We start from the raw sequence: 18,706 nt of genomic DNA, 5'->3' as shown, positions 1-18,706 counted from the left end.
ATGCTCTATCACAAACTACCGATATCAGCGCAATATTAGGTAAGCCCCTACCGCGGCGATGACAGTTAACCAACCAAGCAGGTCGATATTGTCCCTGAGTTTCGCTTCCATTTTCGCGCCCCCCCATCGCATCAGCGCGCTAACCAGGAAAAAGCGCATGCCTCGCCCAAATAAAGAGGCAATCACAAAGGGCAGAAACACCATCTGCATCATACCTGCAGATACTGTAAACACCTTATAGGGTATGGGGGAGAAGCCGGCGAGAAACACTACCCACACGCCCCACTCTTCAAACCAGCTCACCGCGTGGGCAAACTTATCTTGATAACCTATCGCTGCGATTGTCGGCTCAACCAACACATCAAACAGAAAGAATCCCAACCAATAGCCAACAATGCCCCCCAAAACTGAGAATACGGTTGACCAGGCGGCGTAATGCCAAGCCTTGCTGGGCTTTGCCAGCGTCATCGGGGCCAGCATGACATCGACAGGAATAGGGAAAAAGACGGATTCGGCAAAGCTCATTCCGTAGAGATAAGCCGGAGCATGGCGATGTCTGACTTTCAACATCACCCAATCATACATCGGAGAAAACAGTTTCATTAATCTGGAATTCCTTTAACCAGCGGTACAAAGCGAACCGGTTCAATTTGTTCGCTATAAAATTTATCGCCCTGACGGGTAATACGTTGTAACACCTGTTCATTACTACCAACAGGGATAATTAAGCAGCCACCATCAGCCAACTGCTCAAGCAATGCGGTGGGAACATCGTCAGGCGCAGCCGTGACTAATATGCCATCAAACGGCGCTTTTGTTTCCCATCCCTGCCAACCATCGCCGAATTTCATTGAAACATTATGAAGGTCCAACTGCCTGAGCTTTCTTTTTGCCTGGTACTGCAATGTTTGAATACGTTCAATTGAACACACTTGCGGCACGACATTGGCCAATACTGCGGTTTGATAGCCAGACCCGGTGCCAACTTCCAACACCCTTTGTGGCATCTGATTCTCAATCAGCAGCTCGGTCATACGTGCCACTATGTAGGGTTGAGAAATTGTCTGACCTACACCAATGGGCAAAGCCGTGTTGTCGTACGCTTTGTGGGCCAACGACGGATCCATAAATATCTGCCTTGGCACGGCAGCTATCGCATCTAAAACGCGGGCGTCTCTAATGCCATCTCGCTGCAAAATATCCAATAGCCGCTGCAGCCCCGGCGAATTCACTTGTTCACTCATAAACGAATTGAAGAGACCCACTGACTGAGCGCATCACGTTGCTGATGCGCGGTTAAATCGATTTGTAACGGTGTCACTGACACATAACCCTGCCCGATAGCATTAAAATCTGTGCCCTCACCTGCATCCTGTCCTTTCCCTGCCGGTCCAATCCAGAATACCTCGCGATTGCCAGGATCTCGAGCTCTTACCACGGGCTCAGACCGATGTCGCTGTCCCAACCTTGTCACCTTGATGCCTTTCAACTGTTCATATGGCAGATCCGGCACATTTACGTTAAGGATCTGGTCGCTGGGCAAAGGGTGCTCAACCAATTGCTGAACCAAAGTGACAGCTACTTTCGCTGCGGTTTCAAAATGCTCCGGATGACGAGCAACACTGGATACCGCTATAGCTGGGCGTCCAAGAAATCGCCCTTCTATCGCAGCTGCGACAGTCCCAGAGTAGATGGTGTCATCCCCCAGATTTGCACCCGCATTGATACCCGCGACAACCATGTCTGGCTCTTGCTCCAACAATCCATTGACAGCCAGGTGCACACAGTCTGTTGGCGTGCCACGAACCGAAAAAAAACCATTATCTAAACGTTGCACCCGCAACGGCTCTTCAAGGGTTAAAGAGCTGCTGGCTCCACTTCGATTTCTATCGGGTGCCATGGTAACGACTTCGGCAATTTCACTTAACGAGCGATGTAACGCTTTGAGTCCAGGTGCATACACGCCGTCATCGTTGCTTAGTAGTATTCGCATCACGTGTTTTCCTGGATCTGTATTAACTCCCTGACCACCGCAGTCGCAAAACTGCCCGTGGGCAAAGAAAACTTCAGTAGTATCTCATTGCCCTCAACTTGCCAGGATAAGCTTTCAGGCCTCAATATCAGCGGGCGCCGCTCCTGCTTCAGACCCTGCCCTTCGAGCCCTTCCATCAAAGACTCACAACCAACTAACGATGCTCGCTCGATTTCTCCAGCAGAACCAATTGAGGGCAGTTCTCCCCGCCCCCATAAAGGTGCAGACAAAAGCACATCAGCGTTAGCTAATCTTTCAGATATCTCACCATCGATCTGCTCAGCAGTAAAGAAGCTACGGCTGCCACTCAGCATCAGGCTTTCACCGTCAAGTGGTTTAAGTCCTTGGGCAACGCGCTCGGACGCAACACGATTAAACAGGAAGCTTCGCGCTGACGAGATGGCCATGCTTTTCTGGTTTCGAGATTTGATCCGCTTACCTGCAAACAAAGACTGTGCAAGCGATAAATTCTTTCCTTCCCTGCCAAAACGTTGCTCACCAAAATAATTGGGTACACCGGTTTCAATAATGTTTTCCAAGCGCTCAACACATTCTTCTGGCTGTGTCAGTTCCCTTAACCGGATCTCAAAACAGTTGGCAGCGTGAGTGCCGGGACGAAGCTTTTTGTGGTGACGAGTTTGCGCAATCACTTCGACGCCTGGCGACAACTCGCCCAGCATATCAGGTGCATCCTGCCCCGGTAGCTGCACAGACAACCACTGCTGCGTAACCGCCCAGCGGTCCTTTAAGCCCGAGTGACCAATCACTTTCGGTGATACCCCTAAGCGACCTGATAAAGACTTAATGACATCTGCCGTATTGGCATCTCGTTTTCGAACTTGAAGCCAAAGATGTTCGCCTTCGCCAGAGGGTTCGAATCCCATCACCTCATCAACAAAGAAATCTTCTGGCTGCTTTTTCAGCTGGCCACTACCTGTCGGACACTGATGAAGGTAAGCCAGACCGTGCCAGCAAGTCGCTAAATCAAAATTCATGCGACCACCAAGAGCACAACGGCGTGTGTTGCGATCCCCTCTTTTCGACCAACATAGCCGAGTTTTTCGGTCGTCGTCGCCTTGACGTTCACCTGGTCAATATCACACACCAGATCATCAGCAATCAAAGCGCGCATCTGATCAATGTGAGGCCTTAACTTAGGCGCCTGAGCAGCGACAGTTACGTCAAGATTGCCTATGGCATAGCCCTTAGCTTTAACGCGGGAGAATGCCTCACGCAACAGCACTCGACTGTCGGCCCCTTTAAATGCAGGATCGGTATCAGGAAACAACTTGCCTATATCTCCCAATGCAGCAGCCCCCAAAATGGCATCGCACACGGCATGCAAAACGACATCACCGTCAGAGTGCGCCACCAGGCCTTGGTCATAGGGGATGGTGACACCACCCAAAACCAGTGGCTGATCGCTGCCAAATTTATGTACGTCGAAACCATGGCCTATTCGCATCAGAGGGTCTCCTCCTGTAGGAAGAATGCAGCTAATTTAAGGTCGCCAGGTCGTGTGACTTTGATATTGCTATCGCAGCCTGCCACTAACTTGGGGTGATAACCGGCCCACTCCATGGCAGAAGCTTCATCGGTTACCTGTATTTCTGCAGCAAGCGCCGCGGCAATCGCATCATAAAGGGTTTGGCACGGGAACAACTGTGGCGTCAAAGCGTGCCACAAACGCTCTCGGTCAACGGTATGGGCAACGGTACCGTCGGGAGCAGAACGTTTCATCGTGTCCCTGACGGGCACTGCAAGCAAACCACCATCGGCAGCATTGCCCACGTGCTCAATGAGCGCAGCAATATCTTGGTTTAATACGCATGGCCTTGCAGCATCATGAACTAAAGCCATATCTGCCTTAATCTCAATCGCTCGCTTAAGACCATTAAGCACAGAATCCGCGCGCTCTTTTCCCCCGCTCACTCGCAGCACCCGTGGATCTTTTGCCATTGGCAGGGTATCAAACCATTGGTCTTGCTCTGAAATAGCAACAATGACGGATTCGACACCCTCGACTGTGAGCAGACGATCCAGCGTGTGCTCCAGAATGGTTCGTTCATTGAGTTTCAGATACTGCTTTGGAATGTCAGCCCCCATGCGGCTGCCCACCCCGGCTGCCGGCACAATGGCCACTAATGAGGCGTTATTACTCGTCATTTACTACTTCGTCAGAATTTTCTAATACGCGATAGAAGGTCTCGCCCTCTTTGATCATGCCCAATTCGTTGCGAGCACGCTCTTCAATCGCTTCATTACCGCTTCTCAGATCTCTAATCTCCTCGTACATCAAACGATTGCGCTCAGTTAAGCGTTCATTGGCTTTTGCCTGCGCCTGTACCTGGTCCTGTAAATCCAGGGCATCACGGATGCTATTTTTGCCAAACCACAGACGCTGCTGTAGCAGAGCAAAAACTATCAACATGACAACCCAAAGAAAGCGCATAGAGAATCTGGTGGTTAACTTTGCACGCTATTATGCGTGAGGGGATGGGGATGGAAAAGAGCAGAAAACAAAAAGCCGCCCATAAGGGCGGCTTTTTAAGAGTTTGATCAGCTATTGATTAAGCTTGACCTTTAACCTCTTTCAGACCGTTGTAAGGTGCTTTTTCACCCAGCGCTTCCTCGATACGGATCAGCTGGTTGTACTTAGCAACACGGTCAGAACGGCTCATAGAACCCGTCTTGATTTGGCCTGCAGCAGTACCTACCGCCAGGTCAGCGATAGTTGCGTCTTCAGTTTCACCTGAACGGTGAGAGATTACTGCAGTGTAGCCTGCGTCTTTCGCCATCTTGATAGCAGCCAGAGTTTCAGTCAGTGAACCGATCTGGTTGAACTTGATGAGGATAGAGTTAGCAACGCCTTTCTCGATACCTTCTGCCAGGATCTTAGTGTTAGTAACGAACAGGTCGTCACCAACCAGCTGAAGCTTGTCGCCCAGCAGTTCTGTCTGGTGCTTGAAGCCGTCCCAGTCAGACTCGTCCAGACCGTCTTCGATAGAAACGATTGGGTACTGGTTAGCCAGATCCTGCAGGTAGAAGTTGAATTCTTCAGAAGTGAAGATTTTGCCTTCGCCCTTCATGTTGTAGTTGCCAGCTTCTTTGTCGTAGAACTCAGAAGCAGCACAGTCCATAGCCAGAGTAACGTCTTTACCCAGCTCGTAGCCTGCTTTTTCTACAGCTTCTTTAATTGCAGCCAGAGCAGCAGCGTTGCTTTCCAGGTTAGGAGCGAAACCTCCTTCGTCACCAACAGCAGTGTTCAGGCCTTTTGCCTTCAGAACTTTTGCCAGGTTGTGGAATACTTCAGCACCGATACGCAGACCTTCTTTCAGAGTCTTAGCACCAATTGGCTGGATCATGAACTCTTGGATGTCTACGTTGTTGTCAGCGTGCTCACCACCGTTGATGATGTTCATCATTGGCAGAGGCATAGAGAATACGCCAGGAGTACCGTTCAGCTCGGCGATGTGCTCGTACAGAGGCATGCCTTTAGCAGCAGCGGCAGCTTTAGCAGCAGCCAGAGAAACAGCCAGGATAGCGTTAGCGCCGAAGTTTGACTTGTTGTCAGTACCGTCCAGGTCGATCATGATCTGGTCAAGCGCAGCCTGATCTTTCGCGTCTTTACCAGCCAACGCTTCAGCGATTGGACCGTTTACAGCAGCAACAGCTTTCAGTACACCTTTACCCAGGAAGCGAGCCTTGTCGCCATCACGCAGTTCCAGTGCTTCACGAGAACCGGTAGATGCACCAGAAGGCGCAGCAGCCATACCTACGAAACCACCTTCCAGGTGTACTTCCGCTTCTACGGTTGGGTTACCACGTGAATCGATGATTTCACGGCCAATTACTTTGACGATATTAGACATGGTCTTCCTCGTTAATTTACGAATGTCAATTTTAAAACCACAAAGGCCCGCCGCTAGAGCGGACCCGAGAATTCTTGGTCAAATCAGTTTAGGTGGCGCTTCTGATATTCTCCAGCGGCAGCCACAAAACCGGTAAACAGTGGATGTCCATCCCTTGGTGTCGACGTAAACTCAGGGTGGAACTGACAAGCAACAAACCAAGGATGCTCAGGGATCTCGATGATCTCAACCAGCTTCTTGTCTGCACTTAGTCCGGTCACTTTCAGACCAGCTTTTTCCAACTGCTCACGATAGTTGTTGTTTACTTCATAGCGGTGGCGATGTCTCTCTTCGACAGTCGCGTTACCGTACAGTTCACGTGCACGGCTGCCTTCTTGCAGGTGACAAAGCTGTGAGCCCAGACGCATGGTTCCGCCAAGGTCTGATTGCTCGTCACGCTGCTCTACGTTGCCTTCGGCATCGAGCCATTCAGTGATCAGGCCTACTACCGGATGTGCAGACTCAGTATCAAACTCTGAACTGTGTGCACCTTCCAAGCCGGCAACATTGCGTGCATATTCGATCAGTGCAACCTGCATACCCAGGCAGATGCCCAAGTAAGGTACACCGTTCTCACGCGCATACTTAGCGGCCAAAATCTTACCTTCAACACCGCGCTCACCAAACCCGCCAGGAACCAGGATGGCATCTACGCCAGCCAGCACATCGGTGCCTTTGGTTTCAACATCTTGCGAGTCGATGTACTTAATGGTGACGTTCTGTCGGCTTTTCAAGCCGCCATGTTTCAAAGCTTCATTCAATGATTTATATGCGTCTGGTAGTTCAACGTATTTGCCCACCATAGCGATAGTGACGTCATTGGTTTGGTTGCTTTCTTCGTAAAGTACCTGTTCCCATTCAGACAGGTCAGCGTCGGCACACTCAAGACCAAAACGCTTCGCAACCAGATCGTCCAGGCCCTGCCCATTCAACAGCGCTGGAATACGATAGATACTGTCAACATCTTTCAATGAGATAACTGCACGCTCTTCCACGTTAGTGAAGAGTGCAATTTTGGCGCGTTCGTTTGCCGGAATAGCACGGTCGCTACGGCACACCAGAATATCCGGCTGGATACCGATAGAGCGCAGCTCTTTCACCGAGTGCTGTGTCGGCTTGGTTTTCACTTCGCCCGATGCTGCCAGATAAGGCACCAGCGTCAGGTGCATATACATGGCACGATCACGGCCAAGCTCAGTTCCCAACTGACGAATCGCTTCCAAAAACGGCTGAGATTCGATATCACCTACCGTGCCACCGATCTCTACGATAGCAACGTCGTGGCCTTCAGCGCCTTTAATAACGCGAGCCTTAATTTCGTTGGTGATATGAGGGATAACCTGGATGGTCGCCCCCAGGTAGTCACCGCGGCGCTCTCGACGTAAGACGTCTTCATACACACGCCCGGTGGTGAAGTTATTACGGCGGCTCATCTTGGTGCGGATGAATCGCTCATAGTGACCCAGGTCCAAATCAGTTTCAGCGCCATCTTCCGTGACGAACACCTCACCATGCTGAAACGGGCTCATCGTGCCCGGATCGACATTGATATAGGGGTCAAGCTTCATCATAGTGACTTTTAGGCCACGCGCTTCAAGGATGGCAGCCAAAGATGCTGCAGCAATGCCCTTACCTAGGGAGGACACTACCCCGCCTGTCACAAATATATAGTTCGTCGTCATTCTGAACCTGAGAAATTGAAAGTTGAAGGGATATCAAGACGGGGCAATAGTATAACAAAGGCACCGCTTCCACTCAACGAAACGGGATTCTAACGAGCAAATTAACTGTCAGCTTTGCGCCACATCAATGTGATCGCTGTCACGTAGACTGTTCGGTTTTTGCGCTTTGCCAGGCTTTTTCTAGCTCATCAAGTGAGTAATCACTTAGGGACATAGACTCATTCACCAACTGCCCCTCTACGGAACGAAAGCGCCGTTCAAACTTATCATTGGCTAATCGCAGCAATTGCTCTGGATCTTTTTTCAAATGACGAGCCAGATTTACCGCTGTAAACATTAAATCGCCGAGCTCTTCAGCGACATGTTCCATGTCGCCAGAACTCAACGCCTCAGTCAGTTCATTCTGTTCCTCTGCCAACTTATCGATGACACCACTGACATCTGGCCAATCAAACCCTTGGTGAGCAGCCCGCTTTTGCAATTTTGCGGCGCGAGAAAGCGCTGGTAACGCCACGGGCACATCGTCCAGCGCACTGGCTTTCCCGCTTTCAGATTTGGCAGCCCTTTCCTTCGCTTTAATGTTTTCCCAATTTTGTTTTATTTCCGCTTCACCAGCGACAGTCAATTCGCCAAAAACATGGGGATGGCGACGAATCAACTTTTCCGATACAGCATCGGCGATCTCTTCAAAATCAAATAGCTGCTGCTCTTTGCCAAGCTGAGCATAAAACACCACCTGAAACAGCAGGTCACCGAGCTCATTCTTTACCTCTGGCCAATCCTGCTGCTCGATGGCATGAGCCACCTCATACGCTTCTTCCAACGTGTAAGGCACTATGGTGCTGAAGTTTTGCTTCAGATCCCAAGGGCAGCCGCCATTCGGATCTCTGAGCTTTGCCATCACATCGATCAGTTTATTGATCGCTTGATTTTCGTCGTTAGCCATTACAGACGTTTCGCTTCCATCACATCAGGGAGTTGCGTTAGGCGAGCCAGCACACGAGACAGGCTCTCCTTGTTATATATCTCCAGCTCCATATCGATAATGGCTGTCTGCTGATTTACGTCTGAACGACTCTTCACACCCAGCACATTGATTTTGTCGTTGGCCAAAATTGTCGTGATATCGCGGAGCAAACCACTGCGATCCGTAGCTAACAAGCGAATAGTCAGCGAGTAACCTGATGCATAGTTCTCGCCCCACGCCACTTCAATACCGCGTGCGGGCTGCGCTTCAAGTAGATCCGCTAGCTGCTCACAGTCTTGACGGTGAATCGAGATCCCCCGCCCCTGCGTGATGTAACCCATGATGGGATCACCGGGCACCGGCTGGCAGCAACGCGCCATATGGGTCATCAAATTGCCGACACCTTCGACCAGTAACACGTCTTTGGGCGGTTTGCGGCTGACATTAGAGGTTTGCTGCAGAACCAGCGCATCCGCTTCTTCATCAGAAGGTTTCTGCAACTTACTTTGCAGGTGATTCACCACCTGATTCATCTTAACGTCGCCGGCACCGACGGCCGCCATCAGGTCATCAACGTGATTGACGTTAAAGCGCTCTGTCGCTTCAGAAAGATCGGACAGCTTTAATCCGACACGGGTCAATTCCGTGTCCAGCATCTCACGACCGGCAGCAATGTTTTTCTCACGGTCTTGCAACTTAAACCAGTGCTGAACCTTGGCTCTGGCGCGACCTGATTTGAGGTAACCCAGATTCGGATTGAGCCAATCTCGACTGGGATTAGGCTCTTTGGCAGTAATCACTTCCACCTGATCGCCGCTTTGCAGTTCATAGGTGAACGGAACTATCTTTCCGCCAATTTTGGCACCTATGCAGCGGTGCCCTACCTGACTGTGGATGTAATAGGCAAAGTCTAATGGCGTAGAACCGGTAGGCAGGTCTACCACATCTCCTTTGGGCGTAAACACGTACACCCGATCTTCAAACACTTGGTTACGCAGTTCTTCGACCAGGCTGCCGCTCTCAGCAACATCATCCTGCCAGGCGAGGATCTTACGCAACCAGGCAATGCGTTCTTCGTAGCCGCTCTTGGCGCCACCACCACCCTCTTTGTACTTCCAGTGTGCCGCGACCCCTAACTCCGAGTCTTCATGCATCTGTTCGGTACGGATCTGGATCTCAACGGTTCGCCCTTGTGGGCCGAGCACGACGGTGTGAATTGATTGATAGCCATTGGACTTTGGATTGGCGACATAATCGTCAAATTCACTGGGCAGATGATGGAACAGGGTGTGAACCACCCCTAATGCGGCGTAACAATCCTGCAAGCGATCAACCACGATACGTACCGCGCGCACATCAAACAGTTCATCAAACGCCAGCTGCTTGCGCTGCATCTTCTTCCAGATGCTGTAGATATGCTTGGGCCGCCCCTGTACATCGGCCTTAATACCTTCTTTACCCAACGCTTTTCTGAGCGTTGACAGGAAAGTCTCGATATATTGTTCGCGGTCGATACGGCGCTCATCGAGCATCTTGGCGATCTGCTTGTAGGTATCTGGATGTTGGTAGCGAAACGCAAAGTCTTCCAGCTCCCACTTCAACTGACCGATACCGAGGCGATTTGCCAGCGGCGCATAGATGTCACTGGTCTCGCGGGCAGCCATGACCCGGGTCTCTTCATCCGCGTTTTTGACTGAATGCAGGTAACAGATTCGCTCAGCCAGTTTGATTACCACGGCGCGTACATCTTCCACCATGGCCAGCAACATATGACGCAGGTTATCGACCTGCTGCGCGGTTGGTTGGCCTGAACTCACCGTTTGCAGCGACCGGATAGCTTCCATTCGCTCCACGTTATCCAGCAGTTGTGCGACTTTTTTGCCGTACTGGCTTTCTATCTGTTCACGGTCAATCAGCTGTTCCACAAACAACGGATACAACACGGCGACTCGATAAGCTGTCAGATCCATGCCCATGGTCGCCAGGATCGCGATCATCTCACGACTACTGACTAGCAGTACTTCCTGCTCGGGATGATCCGCCAATAGTTGTTGGCAGTGCTGATAGGTATCGAGGACACCTTTTCGCGTGTCTTTGGTCAATCCTAAGTCAACCAACCAGGCATCAACGCCCTGCCCCAACTTATCTTTTTTTGTGTCACGAACTGAAACCATGAACCTAAATTCCTTATCGCAGGGCTAGGGTCTGTTGACCTTTAGTGTATGGGTATTGTTCGAATGAAACACGTTTTGAGCAAGAAGTAAGCTACGTATCTTAGCGATCTAAGAAAGTAGTGAAGGACGCAGCTCAGAACGTGTTTCAACGAACCCCATTTCCTTCAGAAGAAGGGGCAGCATGTGTTGGCGATTTATACTTCGTTATCGGCTATTTATTGAGGGCCACTCAACTTCATAGCCTCTGCCTCGTCTAAATCGCCAACATATTGCTGCAAAAACAAACAGCAAAGGTCAACAGACCCTAGTATTACGCCCTTCTTTTTCCATCTTTGCGAAACAGCAGCATAGATTCAAGGTGAGATGTGTGAGGAAACATATCTAACACACTCGCTTTTTCGATCTGGTAGCCCTGTTCATGGAGAATGGCGGCGTCGCGCACTAAGGTCGCGGGATCGCAAGAAACATAAACAATACGGGACGGTGAAAGCGTATCCATTTGTCGAGCCACGTCCATTGCTCCTGCTCTTGCAGGGTCCATTAGCACAGCGTCAATAGGACCATACTGCTCAGCGAAGTCTGATAGATTTTTTGTCAGATCAAAAGTGACAAACTGGCACGAGTCTGCAAGTTCAAGCGCCTTGGCATTTGTGATGGCACGCTCAGTCATCTCTGCGACCCCCTCAACACCCACTACTTTTGCTCCTATTTCAGCGACAGCCAAACTGAAATTACCGACGCCACAGAAAAAGTCAGCAATGGTTTCATTCTGCTGCGGCGCTAACCATAACAAAGCTTGCTCAACCATCTGCTGATTGATGTCTGCGTTAACCTGAATAAAATGCTGTGGCGCAAAACCAATCGCCAGGGACTTGTTACCAACATCGAGCGAGTAATGAAACACTGACGGCACATTGGCAGTGACAGGCGTGACCAGCCCTTCGTTGTCTTCAAAAAGCAGATGTAAGGCATTTGTTTCGGCAAACTCACGAATGAGAGCAAGATCATCATCTCTCACGCCGTCAATGTTGCGCAGGATCCAAATGGCCCCTTCATTGGCCTCGCATACTTCAAGGTGAGAAAAGACTTTCGGACGTTTCAGTTTAACTAGCAGAGAACGCAGTAAGTTAAAGCTGGTTTCTAGCGACTCAACTAACAAGGGGCAGGAATCTATCTCGACCAGTGCCTTGCTCTGCTTCTGGCGAAATCCAATTTTGAAATCTCGCTTGCCTCTGCCCCACCAAATGCTAATTCGGGCCCTGCGACGATACTGTTGCGCTTCTCCGGCAACAACAGACTGCCATTCAGTGGGTTGTAAGCTCTGCTCCTGCAGCAAGCGCGCCAGTCGCTTCTGTTTCTGCTCTCTCTGGGCAACGATTGTCATGTGTTGAAGTGCGCACCCGCCACACTGGCCATAGTGTTGACAAAATGGCTGCGTTCGCTCGGCGCTGGACTCATTTACACTCAATAGCTCTGCTCGCAAGAACCGTTTCTGCTGCTCAACCGGTTTTACCTTCACTCGCTCGCCCGGCAATGCCCCCGAAACAAAGACAACTTTGCCATCAGCACGGCCAACACCCTCACCTTTGTGGTTCAGGTCGTCAATCTGCAACGTCAGCTGTTTTGCCTTGTTTGATCTCGCTCGCACTTTGTTTGGGCGATAAATCTGCACCATGAAACGTCTTCCTCGTCACGCCTGTAAAGTTTGGGCGGTACTCATTATCTCAGTAATATGACATTATTACCCGCATTGTAATGGCAGGGGTGAAGGAAACACCATGGCAACACTGGGCTTACGCTCATGGGTGCTCATTCTGACGTTGGCGCCGACCGTGTTGATCGGGGTGCTATTGGGCAGCTACTTTACGTTCCATCGATTCCAGGAATTGGACGAGGAACTGATCGAGCGTGGCAGCAATATTGTTGAACCACTGGCGATCGCCAGTGAGTACGGCATGCTGCATAACAGTCGAGAGATGCTCAAACGCCTGGTTGGCGTGTCACACCGTCGACATTCAGAAACGGTGCGGGCCATTGCCATTTTCGATACCCGCCACAAAGTATTTGTTACCAGTAACTACATACGTAACTTCAATACGTTGCGCTTGCCGCCGGGCTCTACAGTGCCCCCAAATACCATGCTGGAGTACACCAGCAACGGCGACCTGATCCTTCGAACACCGATCCACCAGGAATCCAACCTGTATGGCCTCAAGCCCGATGAACCCACCCCCATCATCGGCTATGTGGTTGCACAGTTAAACTCTGACGGTGCTGTGCTGGAACAACATAGGTCAGCATTGGCCGCCGGTATCATCGTGTTGGTAGGTGTGATACTCAACCTGCTATTCACCTTCCGGCTGGTGAAACAGGTAACCGAACCCATCTCTGAAATGGTTGACGCGGTAGACATGATCCGCCGAGGCCGATTGGACACACGTGTAGCGGGTCCACTTATTGGAGAACTGGATGAGCTGCGCCAGGGCATCAACGCCATGGCGAAGTCACTCGACGAATCTCACCTGGAGATGCAACAAAACATCGATCAGGCCACCTCCGATCTGCGAGAAACGCTGGAACAGATCGAGATCCAGAATATTGAACTGGATATGGCGAAAAAACGGGCACAGGAAGCTAACCGGGTTAAGTCTGAATTCCTGGCCAACATGTCCCACGAACTGAGAACACCACTCAATGGTGTGATTGGTTTTACTCGCCAGCTGCTTAAAACACCGATGACACCGCAGCAGAAAGACTATTTGGTCACCACCGAGAAATCGGCCAACAATCTGCTGACCATCATTAATGACATCCTCGACTTCTCTAAACTTGAAGCCGGTAAGCTCCAGTTGGAGCAGATGCCATTTATGCTCCGTGACACCATTTACGAAGTAGCCACCTTGCTGGCGCCAAATAGTCATGAAAAAGGGTTGGAAATGGTCGTCCGGGTTGCGGATAAAGTACCGGACAACCTGATCGGTGACGCTTTCCGAATTAAACAGGTTCTGACTAACCTGGTCGGCAACGCAGTTAAGTTTACTGAACAGGGTTCGGTTGAGATCAGCAGCAAGCTGCTGAAGGAGCATGAAGATAAAGTTACCCTGAAGATCATTGTTAAAGACACGGGGATCGGGGTCAGTGAAGAACAACAGAAGTCCCTGTTCCAAGCCTTTGGTCAGGGTGACTCCAGTATTACGCGTCGCTTTGGTGGCACAGGCCTTGGTTTGGTGATCTCGCAACGCCTGGTTCACCAGATGGGTGGTGAAATGGGCTTTGAGTCCACCCCAGGGAAATCTACAACCTTCTGGTTTACGCTATGTTGCACACGCAGTCCGCTGCCATTGGGTGAGCCACTACCACTTGATGAAGTGCATGACCGCGCAGTTCTGATTTATGAACCACAGGACTCTAGCCGACGCGCATTAGCTGACCCATTAATAAACTGGCACATGAACGTGGTGAGCGTCAGCGAGCCATTCGAATGGCAACACCAACTTAACTCCGGTCAGCATTTCCTCGCCACTTTAATCAGCTGTGCGTCGTGCGAAAAAGATATGTCGCAAATGGGACAACTGATCCGTCAAGCGAAGGTGTGCAGCGACCAGGTCATCGTGCTGACCAACCATAGCGATCCCAACGTGCACGAGATGTTGCGCGAAATGGGAGCAGACAACAGCATAGCCAAACCAGTTAACCCTTCCAGAGTCTGTCGCACCATAGGACATTTCAAGCCGCTGCAAACAGTGGCCCACAAGCCACAACCGGCTAAAGCCGCCAAACATGATGCACGGATTCTGGCTGTGGATGACAATCCAGCCAACCTGAAATTAATTGCGGCCCTGCTTTCAGATCTGGTGAACGAAGTTGAGACCTGTGAAGATGGAGAGTTTGCAGTCGAAAAAGCGCTCAAACAGAGTTATGACCTGATTCTGATGGATATTCAGATGCCACGCATGGACGGGGTCACTGCGACCAAAGAGATCCGCAAAACCGAGCTTAATCGTTCCACGCCAGTGGTTGCAGTTACCGCACATGCAATGCAAGGTGAACAAGAACGCTTATTATCTCAGGGCATGGATGATTATCTGACCAAGCCTATTGATGAGGAAGCACTGCAAAGATTGATTCTGCGCTGGGTACCAAAGCTAAGTGCTGATAGCAGTGCCGATCTTGCTTCTATTGATGGAATAGACTGGGATCTGGCTCTGAAGCGAGCTGGTGGCAGGGAATCTCTGGCTCAAGAGATGTTGCAGATGTTGCTCGACAGCCTGCCGGATGTAAGCGACTCTCTGAATAAAGCCTATCAGGAACAAGATCGTGCTGAGCTTTTGCACCACGTACACAAGCTCAATGGCGCTTGTTGTTACACCGGCGTACCGGCGCTCAATAAACTTGCCAATGAACTGGAAACTCTGCTTAAACAGGGCATTGAGCTTCCAGATATTGAGCCTGAATACCTCGAGATGCTGGATGAGATAGCTTTGTTGCAACAAGCAGCTAAAGCAGTAATGGCCTGACCGACCATCGCTGCCTTTGCAGTTTTCAACTAAGACTCAAGTATCACGGTAGCCACGGCGAAGTGGCGCTCATCACTTATCGACAGGTGCAGATGACTTGCACCCATTGCTGCAGCGCGCTCGCCAGCCTTATCAGTAAGCACTAATACCGGTTTACCAGCATCGTCATTGCTCACTTCGAAATGCTGAAAGCTGATGCCAGCAGCAATCCCGGTTCCTAACGCTTTGGCTGCTGCCTCTTTGGCGGCAAAGCGCTTCGCCAGATAGCGCACCGGCTGACCAGATTGAGTAAAGTACTGATACTCTCGCTCCGTCAAAATCCGCTGAGCAAACCGTTCACCAGTGCGCTCAATCGCCTTAGCGATCCTATCCACTTCAACAATATCAGTGCCTAAACCCAGGATGGCCATAATCAGATACCCAGGCGGGCCTCTTTCATCAAACGGCGCATATCGGCAACAGCAGTCGCCAAGCCATCAAAAGCAGCGCGCGCAATAATGGAGTGACCAATGTTCAGCTCTTCCAGCTCAGGAATTGCGGCGATAGGTTTGACGTTGTGGTAGTGAAGGCCGTGGCCAGCATTAACGTTCAAGCCAATGCTATCAGCATATGCAGCTGCTTCAGCGATACGCGCTAATTCTGCTTTTTGTTCTGCTTCGTCCGTTGCATCGGCATAGTGGCCAGTATGCAGTTCAATGTAAGGCGCACCAGATGCCTTAGCGGCATCGATCTGGGCCTTATCTGCATCAATGAATAGCGATACCTTGATATTCGCTGCGGCGAGCTTAGCCACCACATCGTTCATTCGCGCCTGCTGACCCGCAACATCCAAGCCGCCTTCGGTCGTCAGCTCTTCACGCTTTTCTGGAACTAAACAGACAAAGGTTGGCTTAGTATCAATGGCGATCTGGACCATCTCATCGGTCGCTGCCATTTCCAAATTCATGCGTGTCTTCAATGTTTCTTTGAGTACAGCGACGTCACGATCCTGAATATGGCGACGATCTTCCCGTAGATGGATTGTAATACCGTCTGCTCCTGCATTTTCTGCCACAGCAGCGGCATGCACAGGATCAGGGTAGTTGGTACCCCTGGCTTGGCGAAGGGTAGCAATGTGGTCGATGTTGACGCCCAGTAAGATCTCTTTCAACGTCGTTTTCCTCTTAAAAATTGTGCGAATAGTTCACGACTTTTCAGCGGTTTTTTACCCAAAAACCCTGACAATGCCTGCCTGCATAGCTGTTTTGCAACTCGTTGATTGGCTATATTATTTAGCTGACCAAAGCCAATTTCCAGCAAACTGTCACCAGAAATGCCGTTTGCATCCGAGTCATTACGACAAAACCCCTGCTCTGAGTACCAAACATAGCGCCCCCCCGATTCAATCGGCACACCATGGGCGTCATGTTGAAAATCAAATGCCACCCCCAGCTCAGTAAGTAATATGAACTCGAACTGGCGCAGCATGGGTTCAAGAGATGCAGACGCTTTGTCAGCTAATTTAATTAACGTACTTTGATATACAGAAAATAGCTCAGGGCAGGGAACGCCAATAGGTAGCAGTCTAACCAGCAATTCATTTACGTATAGGCCGGCATACAGCCTCTCGCTTGTCAGAGTATGAGGCATACCGCGTGGCTCAGTTTGCAGCAGAGTGACCAACTCTCCCTGGCCTTTGAAAGAGAGCGTCAGCGGGTAAAAGGGTTGCATAAGTGCCGCCAGAGACTTTCTTTGTCCCCCGCGGCATACCGCTCTGATATAACCTGAGTGTTCAGTGAATAGGTCAACCAGCAGGCTGGTCTCCCGATAGGGTCGACGATGCAGCACAAATCCGAGTTGCAACGCCTACTCCTCTAGTCTTCTCCGTAGCCCAGACTGCGTAGGGCACGTTCATCATCTGCCCAACCTGACTTAACCTTCACCCATAGTTCAAGGTTAATACGGCAGTCAAACAGTTTCTGCATATCCAATCTGGCTTCACGGCCGATGGTCTTCAAACGCTCACCACCTTTACCAATCACCATGGGTTTCTGGCTATCACGTTCTACCAGAATCAAGCCATTGATCTGGGCAACACCATTGGGTTGGAACTTAAACTGCTCGATCTCCACGGTGACAGAATAAGGCAGCTCCTGCCCGGTAAAGCGCATTAACTTCTCACGGATGATCTCTGCCGCCAAGAAGCGCTGCGAGCGATCGGTGATGTAATCTTCAGGGAAGAAGTGTTCACACTCTGGTAGGGCTCCCATCACGTAATCGCGCAACTCATCGACCAACTCCCCTTTTGACGCAGAGATAGGCATCACTCGTTCAAAATTGAGCTTTTCAGACAGCATCTGAATATGGGGCAGCAGGATCTCTTTTTCTTTAATCTGGTCAACCTTATTGATCGCCAGTACTACAGGGACTTTTCGGGTCTGGCGGATCTTGTTGACCACCATTTCATCATCTTCAGTCCAATGAGTGCCATCAACAACAAAGATGATCATCTCAACATCACCCAAGGCACTCGAAGCCGCACGATTCATCAAACGATTGATCGCTCGCTTCTCTTCAATATGCAGCCCTGGCGTGTCAACGAAGACAGCCTGTACGCTGCCTTCGGTCAGAATCCCGGTAATGCGGTGTCGCGTCGTCTGGGGCTTTTTTGAAGTGATAGAAACTTTTTGCTCGAGCAACGCATTGAGCAGGGTCGATTTGCCCACATTAGGGCGGCCTACGATGGCAACAATGCCGGCACGGGTATTATCCGTCATGAGACATTTTCTCCAGAACCTGAGCAGCTGCATCCTGCTCGGCTTTACGACGACTAGGGCCGGTTGCAGTGACGGCATCATTTAGTGGGCTGACTTTGCATGAAACAGTGAACGTCTGGTTATGCGCTTCGCCCTTGATGTCCAATACAGTATATTCCGGCAGCGCCAATTTGCGGCTCTGCAGTAGTTCTTGTAACTGAGTTTTAGCGTCTTTCTGGTGCTCGCCGGGTTTGATCGCTTCCAATCGGCTCTTATACCAAGCAAGGATTAATGGACGAACCACATCGATGCCATTGTCCAGATAGATGGCGCCAATAATCGCTTCGACCGCATCAGCTAAGATGGAGGCGCGGCGAAATCCACCACTCTTTAACTCACCAGAACCCAGTCGCAGGAAATCCCCCAGCTGAAAATCACGGGCGAGTTCAGCCAGCGTGGTGCCTTTTACCAACGCCGCTCTGAGGCGGCTCAAATCACCTTCACTGGCTTTTGGGAACTGGGCGTAAAGTTGCTCAGAGATCACCAGGCTGAGGATCGAATCGCCTAAAAACTCCAAGCGCTCATTGTGTCGACTGCCAGCACTTCTGTGAGTAAGTGCCTGCTCCAGTAGCGACACATCGTCGAACTGGTATCCGAGAGCGCGACTAAGCCGTGCAATGTTATCCAT

General features: G+C 50.6%; 18 protein-coding genes. 1 reads left to right on the top strand and 17 read right to left on the bottom strand.

Annotation, left to right across the window (positions count from 1 at the left end; all coding sequences use genetic code 11):
* Positions 1–24: 24 nt before the first annotated feature.
* The 12 genes from ABEA14_RS14250 to rlmD all read right to left on the bottom strand — a co-directional run bounded on the left by ABEA14_RS14250 (position 25) and on the right by rlmD (position 12,441).
* Positions 25–603 (bottom strand): YqaA family protein, encoded by a 579-nt coding sequence (locus ABEA14_RS14250; protein ID WP_345340706.1) that lies wholly within the window; start codon positions 601–603, stop codon positions 25–27.
* Entirely contained in the window at positions 603–1,244 is a 642-nt protein-coding gene (locus tag ABEA14_RS14245; protein WP_345340705.1) for a protein-L-isoaspartate(D-aspartate) O-methyltransferase, read from the bottom strand. The genes ABEA14_RS14250 and ABEA14_RS14245 overlap by 1 nt, the downstream gene beginning before the upstream one ends.
* A complete protein-coding gene (gene surE, locus ABEA14_RS14240; RefSeq protein WP_345340704.1) occupies positions 1,241–1,996 on the bottom strand; it encodes a 5'/3'-nucleotidase SurE in 756 nt (251 codons plus the stop codon). Before surE ends, ABEA14_RS14245 begins: the two co-directional genes overlap by 4 nt.
* A complete protein-coding gene (gene truD, locus ABEA14_RS14235; RefSeq protein ID WP_345340703.1) occupies positions 1,993–3,027 on the bottom strand; it encodes a tRNA pseudouridine(13) synthase TruD in 1,035 nt (344 codons plus the stop codon). Before truD ends, surE begins: the two co-directional genes overlap by 4 nt.
* Positions 3,024–3,497, bottom strand: coding sequence for a 2-C-methyl-D-erythritol 2,4-cyclodiphosphate synthase (ispF, locus tag ABEA14_RS14230; protein ID WP_345340702.1), 474 nt, complete (start codon positions 3,495–3,497; stop codon positions 3,024–3,026). Before ispF ends, truD begins: the two co-directional genes overlap by 4 nt.
* Complete coding sequence (gene ispD / locus ABEA14_RS14225; protein ID WP_345340701.1) at positions 3,497–4,198, bottom strand: 2-C-methyl-D-erythritol 4-phosphate cytidylyltransferase; 702 nt, start codon at positions 4,196–4,198, stop codon at positions 3,497–3,499. The genes ispF and ispD overlap by 1 nt, the downstream gene beginning before the upstream one ends.
* Entirely contained in the window at positions 4,188–4,484 is a 297-nt protein-coding gene (gene ftsB, locus ABEA14_RS14220; protein WP_345340700.1) for a cell division protein FtsB, read from the bottom strand. Before ftsB ends, ispD begins: the two co-directional genes overlap by 11 nt.
* A gap of 118 nt (positions 4,485–4,602) precedes the next feature.
* Entirely contained in the window at positions 4,603–5,904 is a 1,302-nt protein-coding gene (eno, locus tag ABEA14_RS14215) for a phosphopyruvate hydratase (protein ID WP_345340699.1), read from the bottom strand.
* An 83-nt stretch (positions 5,905–5,987) separates the two neighbouring features.
* On the bottom strand, positions 5,988–7,625 hold the full coding sequence (pyrG, locus tag ABEA14_RS14210) for a CTP synthase (RefSeq protein WP_345340698.1): 1,638 nt from the start codon (positions 7,623–7,625) through the stop codon (positions 5,988–5,990).
* Positions 7,626–7,764: 139 nt separating this feature from the next.
* On the bottom strand, positions 7,765–8,571 hold the full coding sequence (gene mazG, locus ABEA14_RS14205) for a nucleoside triphosphate pyrophosphohydrolase (RefSeq protein ID WP_345340697.1): 807 nt from the start codon (positions 8,569–8,571) through the stop codon (positions 7,765–7,767).
* Positions 8,571–10,766: a GTP diphosphokinase gene (relA, locus tag ABEA14_RS14200; protein WP_345340696.1), complete on the bottom strand. Its 2,196-nt coding sequence runs from the start codon at positions 10,764–10,766 to the stop codon at positions 8,571–8,573. The genes mazG and relA overlap by 1 nt, the downstream gene beginning before the upstream one ends.
* A gap of 310 nt (positions 10,767–11,076) precedes the next feature.
* Positions 11,077–12,441, bottom strand: coding sequence for a 23S rRNA (uracil(1939)-C(5))-methyltransferase RlmD (gene rlmD, locus ABEA14_RS14195; RefSeq protein ID WP_345340695.1), 1,365 nt, complete (start codon positions 12,439–12,441; stop codon positions 11,077–11,079).
* A gap of 103 nt (positions 12,442–12,544) precedes the next feature.
* Here rlmD and barA point away from each other — a divergent pair, with 103 nt between their 5' ends.
* Positions 12,545–15,283, top strand: coding sequence for a two-component sensor histidine kinase BarA (gene barA / locus ABEA14_RS14190; protein WP_345340694.1), 2,739 nt, complete (start codon positions 12,545–12,547; stop codon positions 15,281–15,283).
* A gap of 29 nt (positions 15,284–15,312) precedes the next feature.
* Here barA and acpS read toward each other — a convergent pair whose 3' ends face one another.
* The 5 genes from acpS to rnc are packed head-to-tail and all read right to left on the bottom strand — an operon-like array spanning position 15,313 to position 18,706.
* Positions 15,313–15,693 (bottom strand): holo-ACP synthase, encoded by a 381-nt coding sequence (acpS, locus tag ABEA14_RS14185; RefSeq protein WP_345340693.1) that lies wholly within the window; start codon positions 15,691–15,693, stop codon positions 15,313–15,315.
* Between the two features lie 2 nt (positions 15,694–15,695).
* A complete protein-coding gene (gene pdxJ, locus ABEA14_RS14180) occupies positions 15,696–16,433 on the bottom strand; it encodes a pyridoxine 5'-phosphate synthase (RefSeq protein ID WP_345340692.1) in 738 nt (245 codons plus the stop codon).
* Positions 16,430–17,125: a DNA repair protein RecO gene (gene recO, locus ABEA14_RS14175; protein ID WP_345340691.1), complete on the bottom strand. Its 696-nt coding sequence runs from the start codon at positions 17,123–17,125 to the stop codon at positions 16,430–16,432. The genes pdxJ and recO overlap by 4 nt, the downstream gene beginning before the upstream one ends.
* A gap of 11 nt (positions 17,126–17,136) precedes the next feature.
* On the bottom strand, positions 17,137–18,039 hold the full coding sequence (gene era / locus ABEA14_RS14170) for a GTPase Era (protein ID WP_345340690.1): 903 nt from the start codon (positions 18,037–18,039) through the stop codon (positions 17,137–17,139).
* Entirely contained in the window at positions 18,029–18,706 is a 678-nt protein-coding gene (gene rnc / locus ABEA14_RS14165; protein WP_345340689.1) for a ribonuclease III, read from the bottom strand. Before rnc ends, era begins: the two co-directional genes overlap by 11 nt.

Source organism: Corallincola platygyrae (genome assembly GCF_039544265.1).
Classification (GTDB): Bacteria; Pseudomonadota; Gammaproteobacteria; order Enterobacterales; family Neiellaceae; genus Corallincola; species Corallincola platygyrae.
The sequence above is the reverse complement of the archived record's forward strand: the minus strand, read 5'-3'. Positions and strand labels throughout refer to the sequence as shown.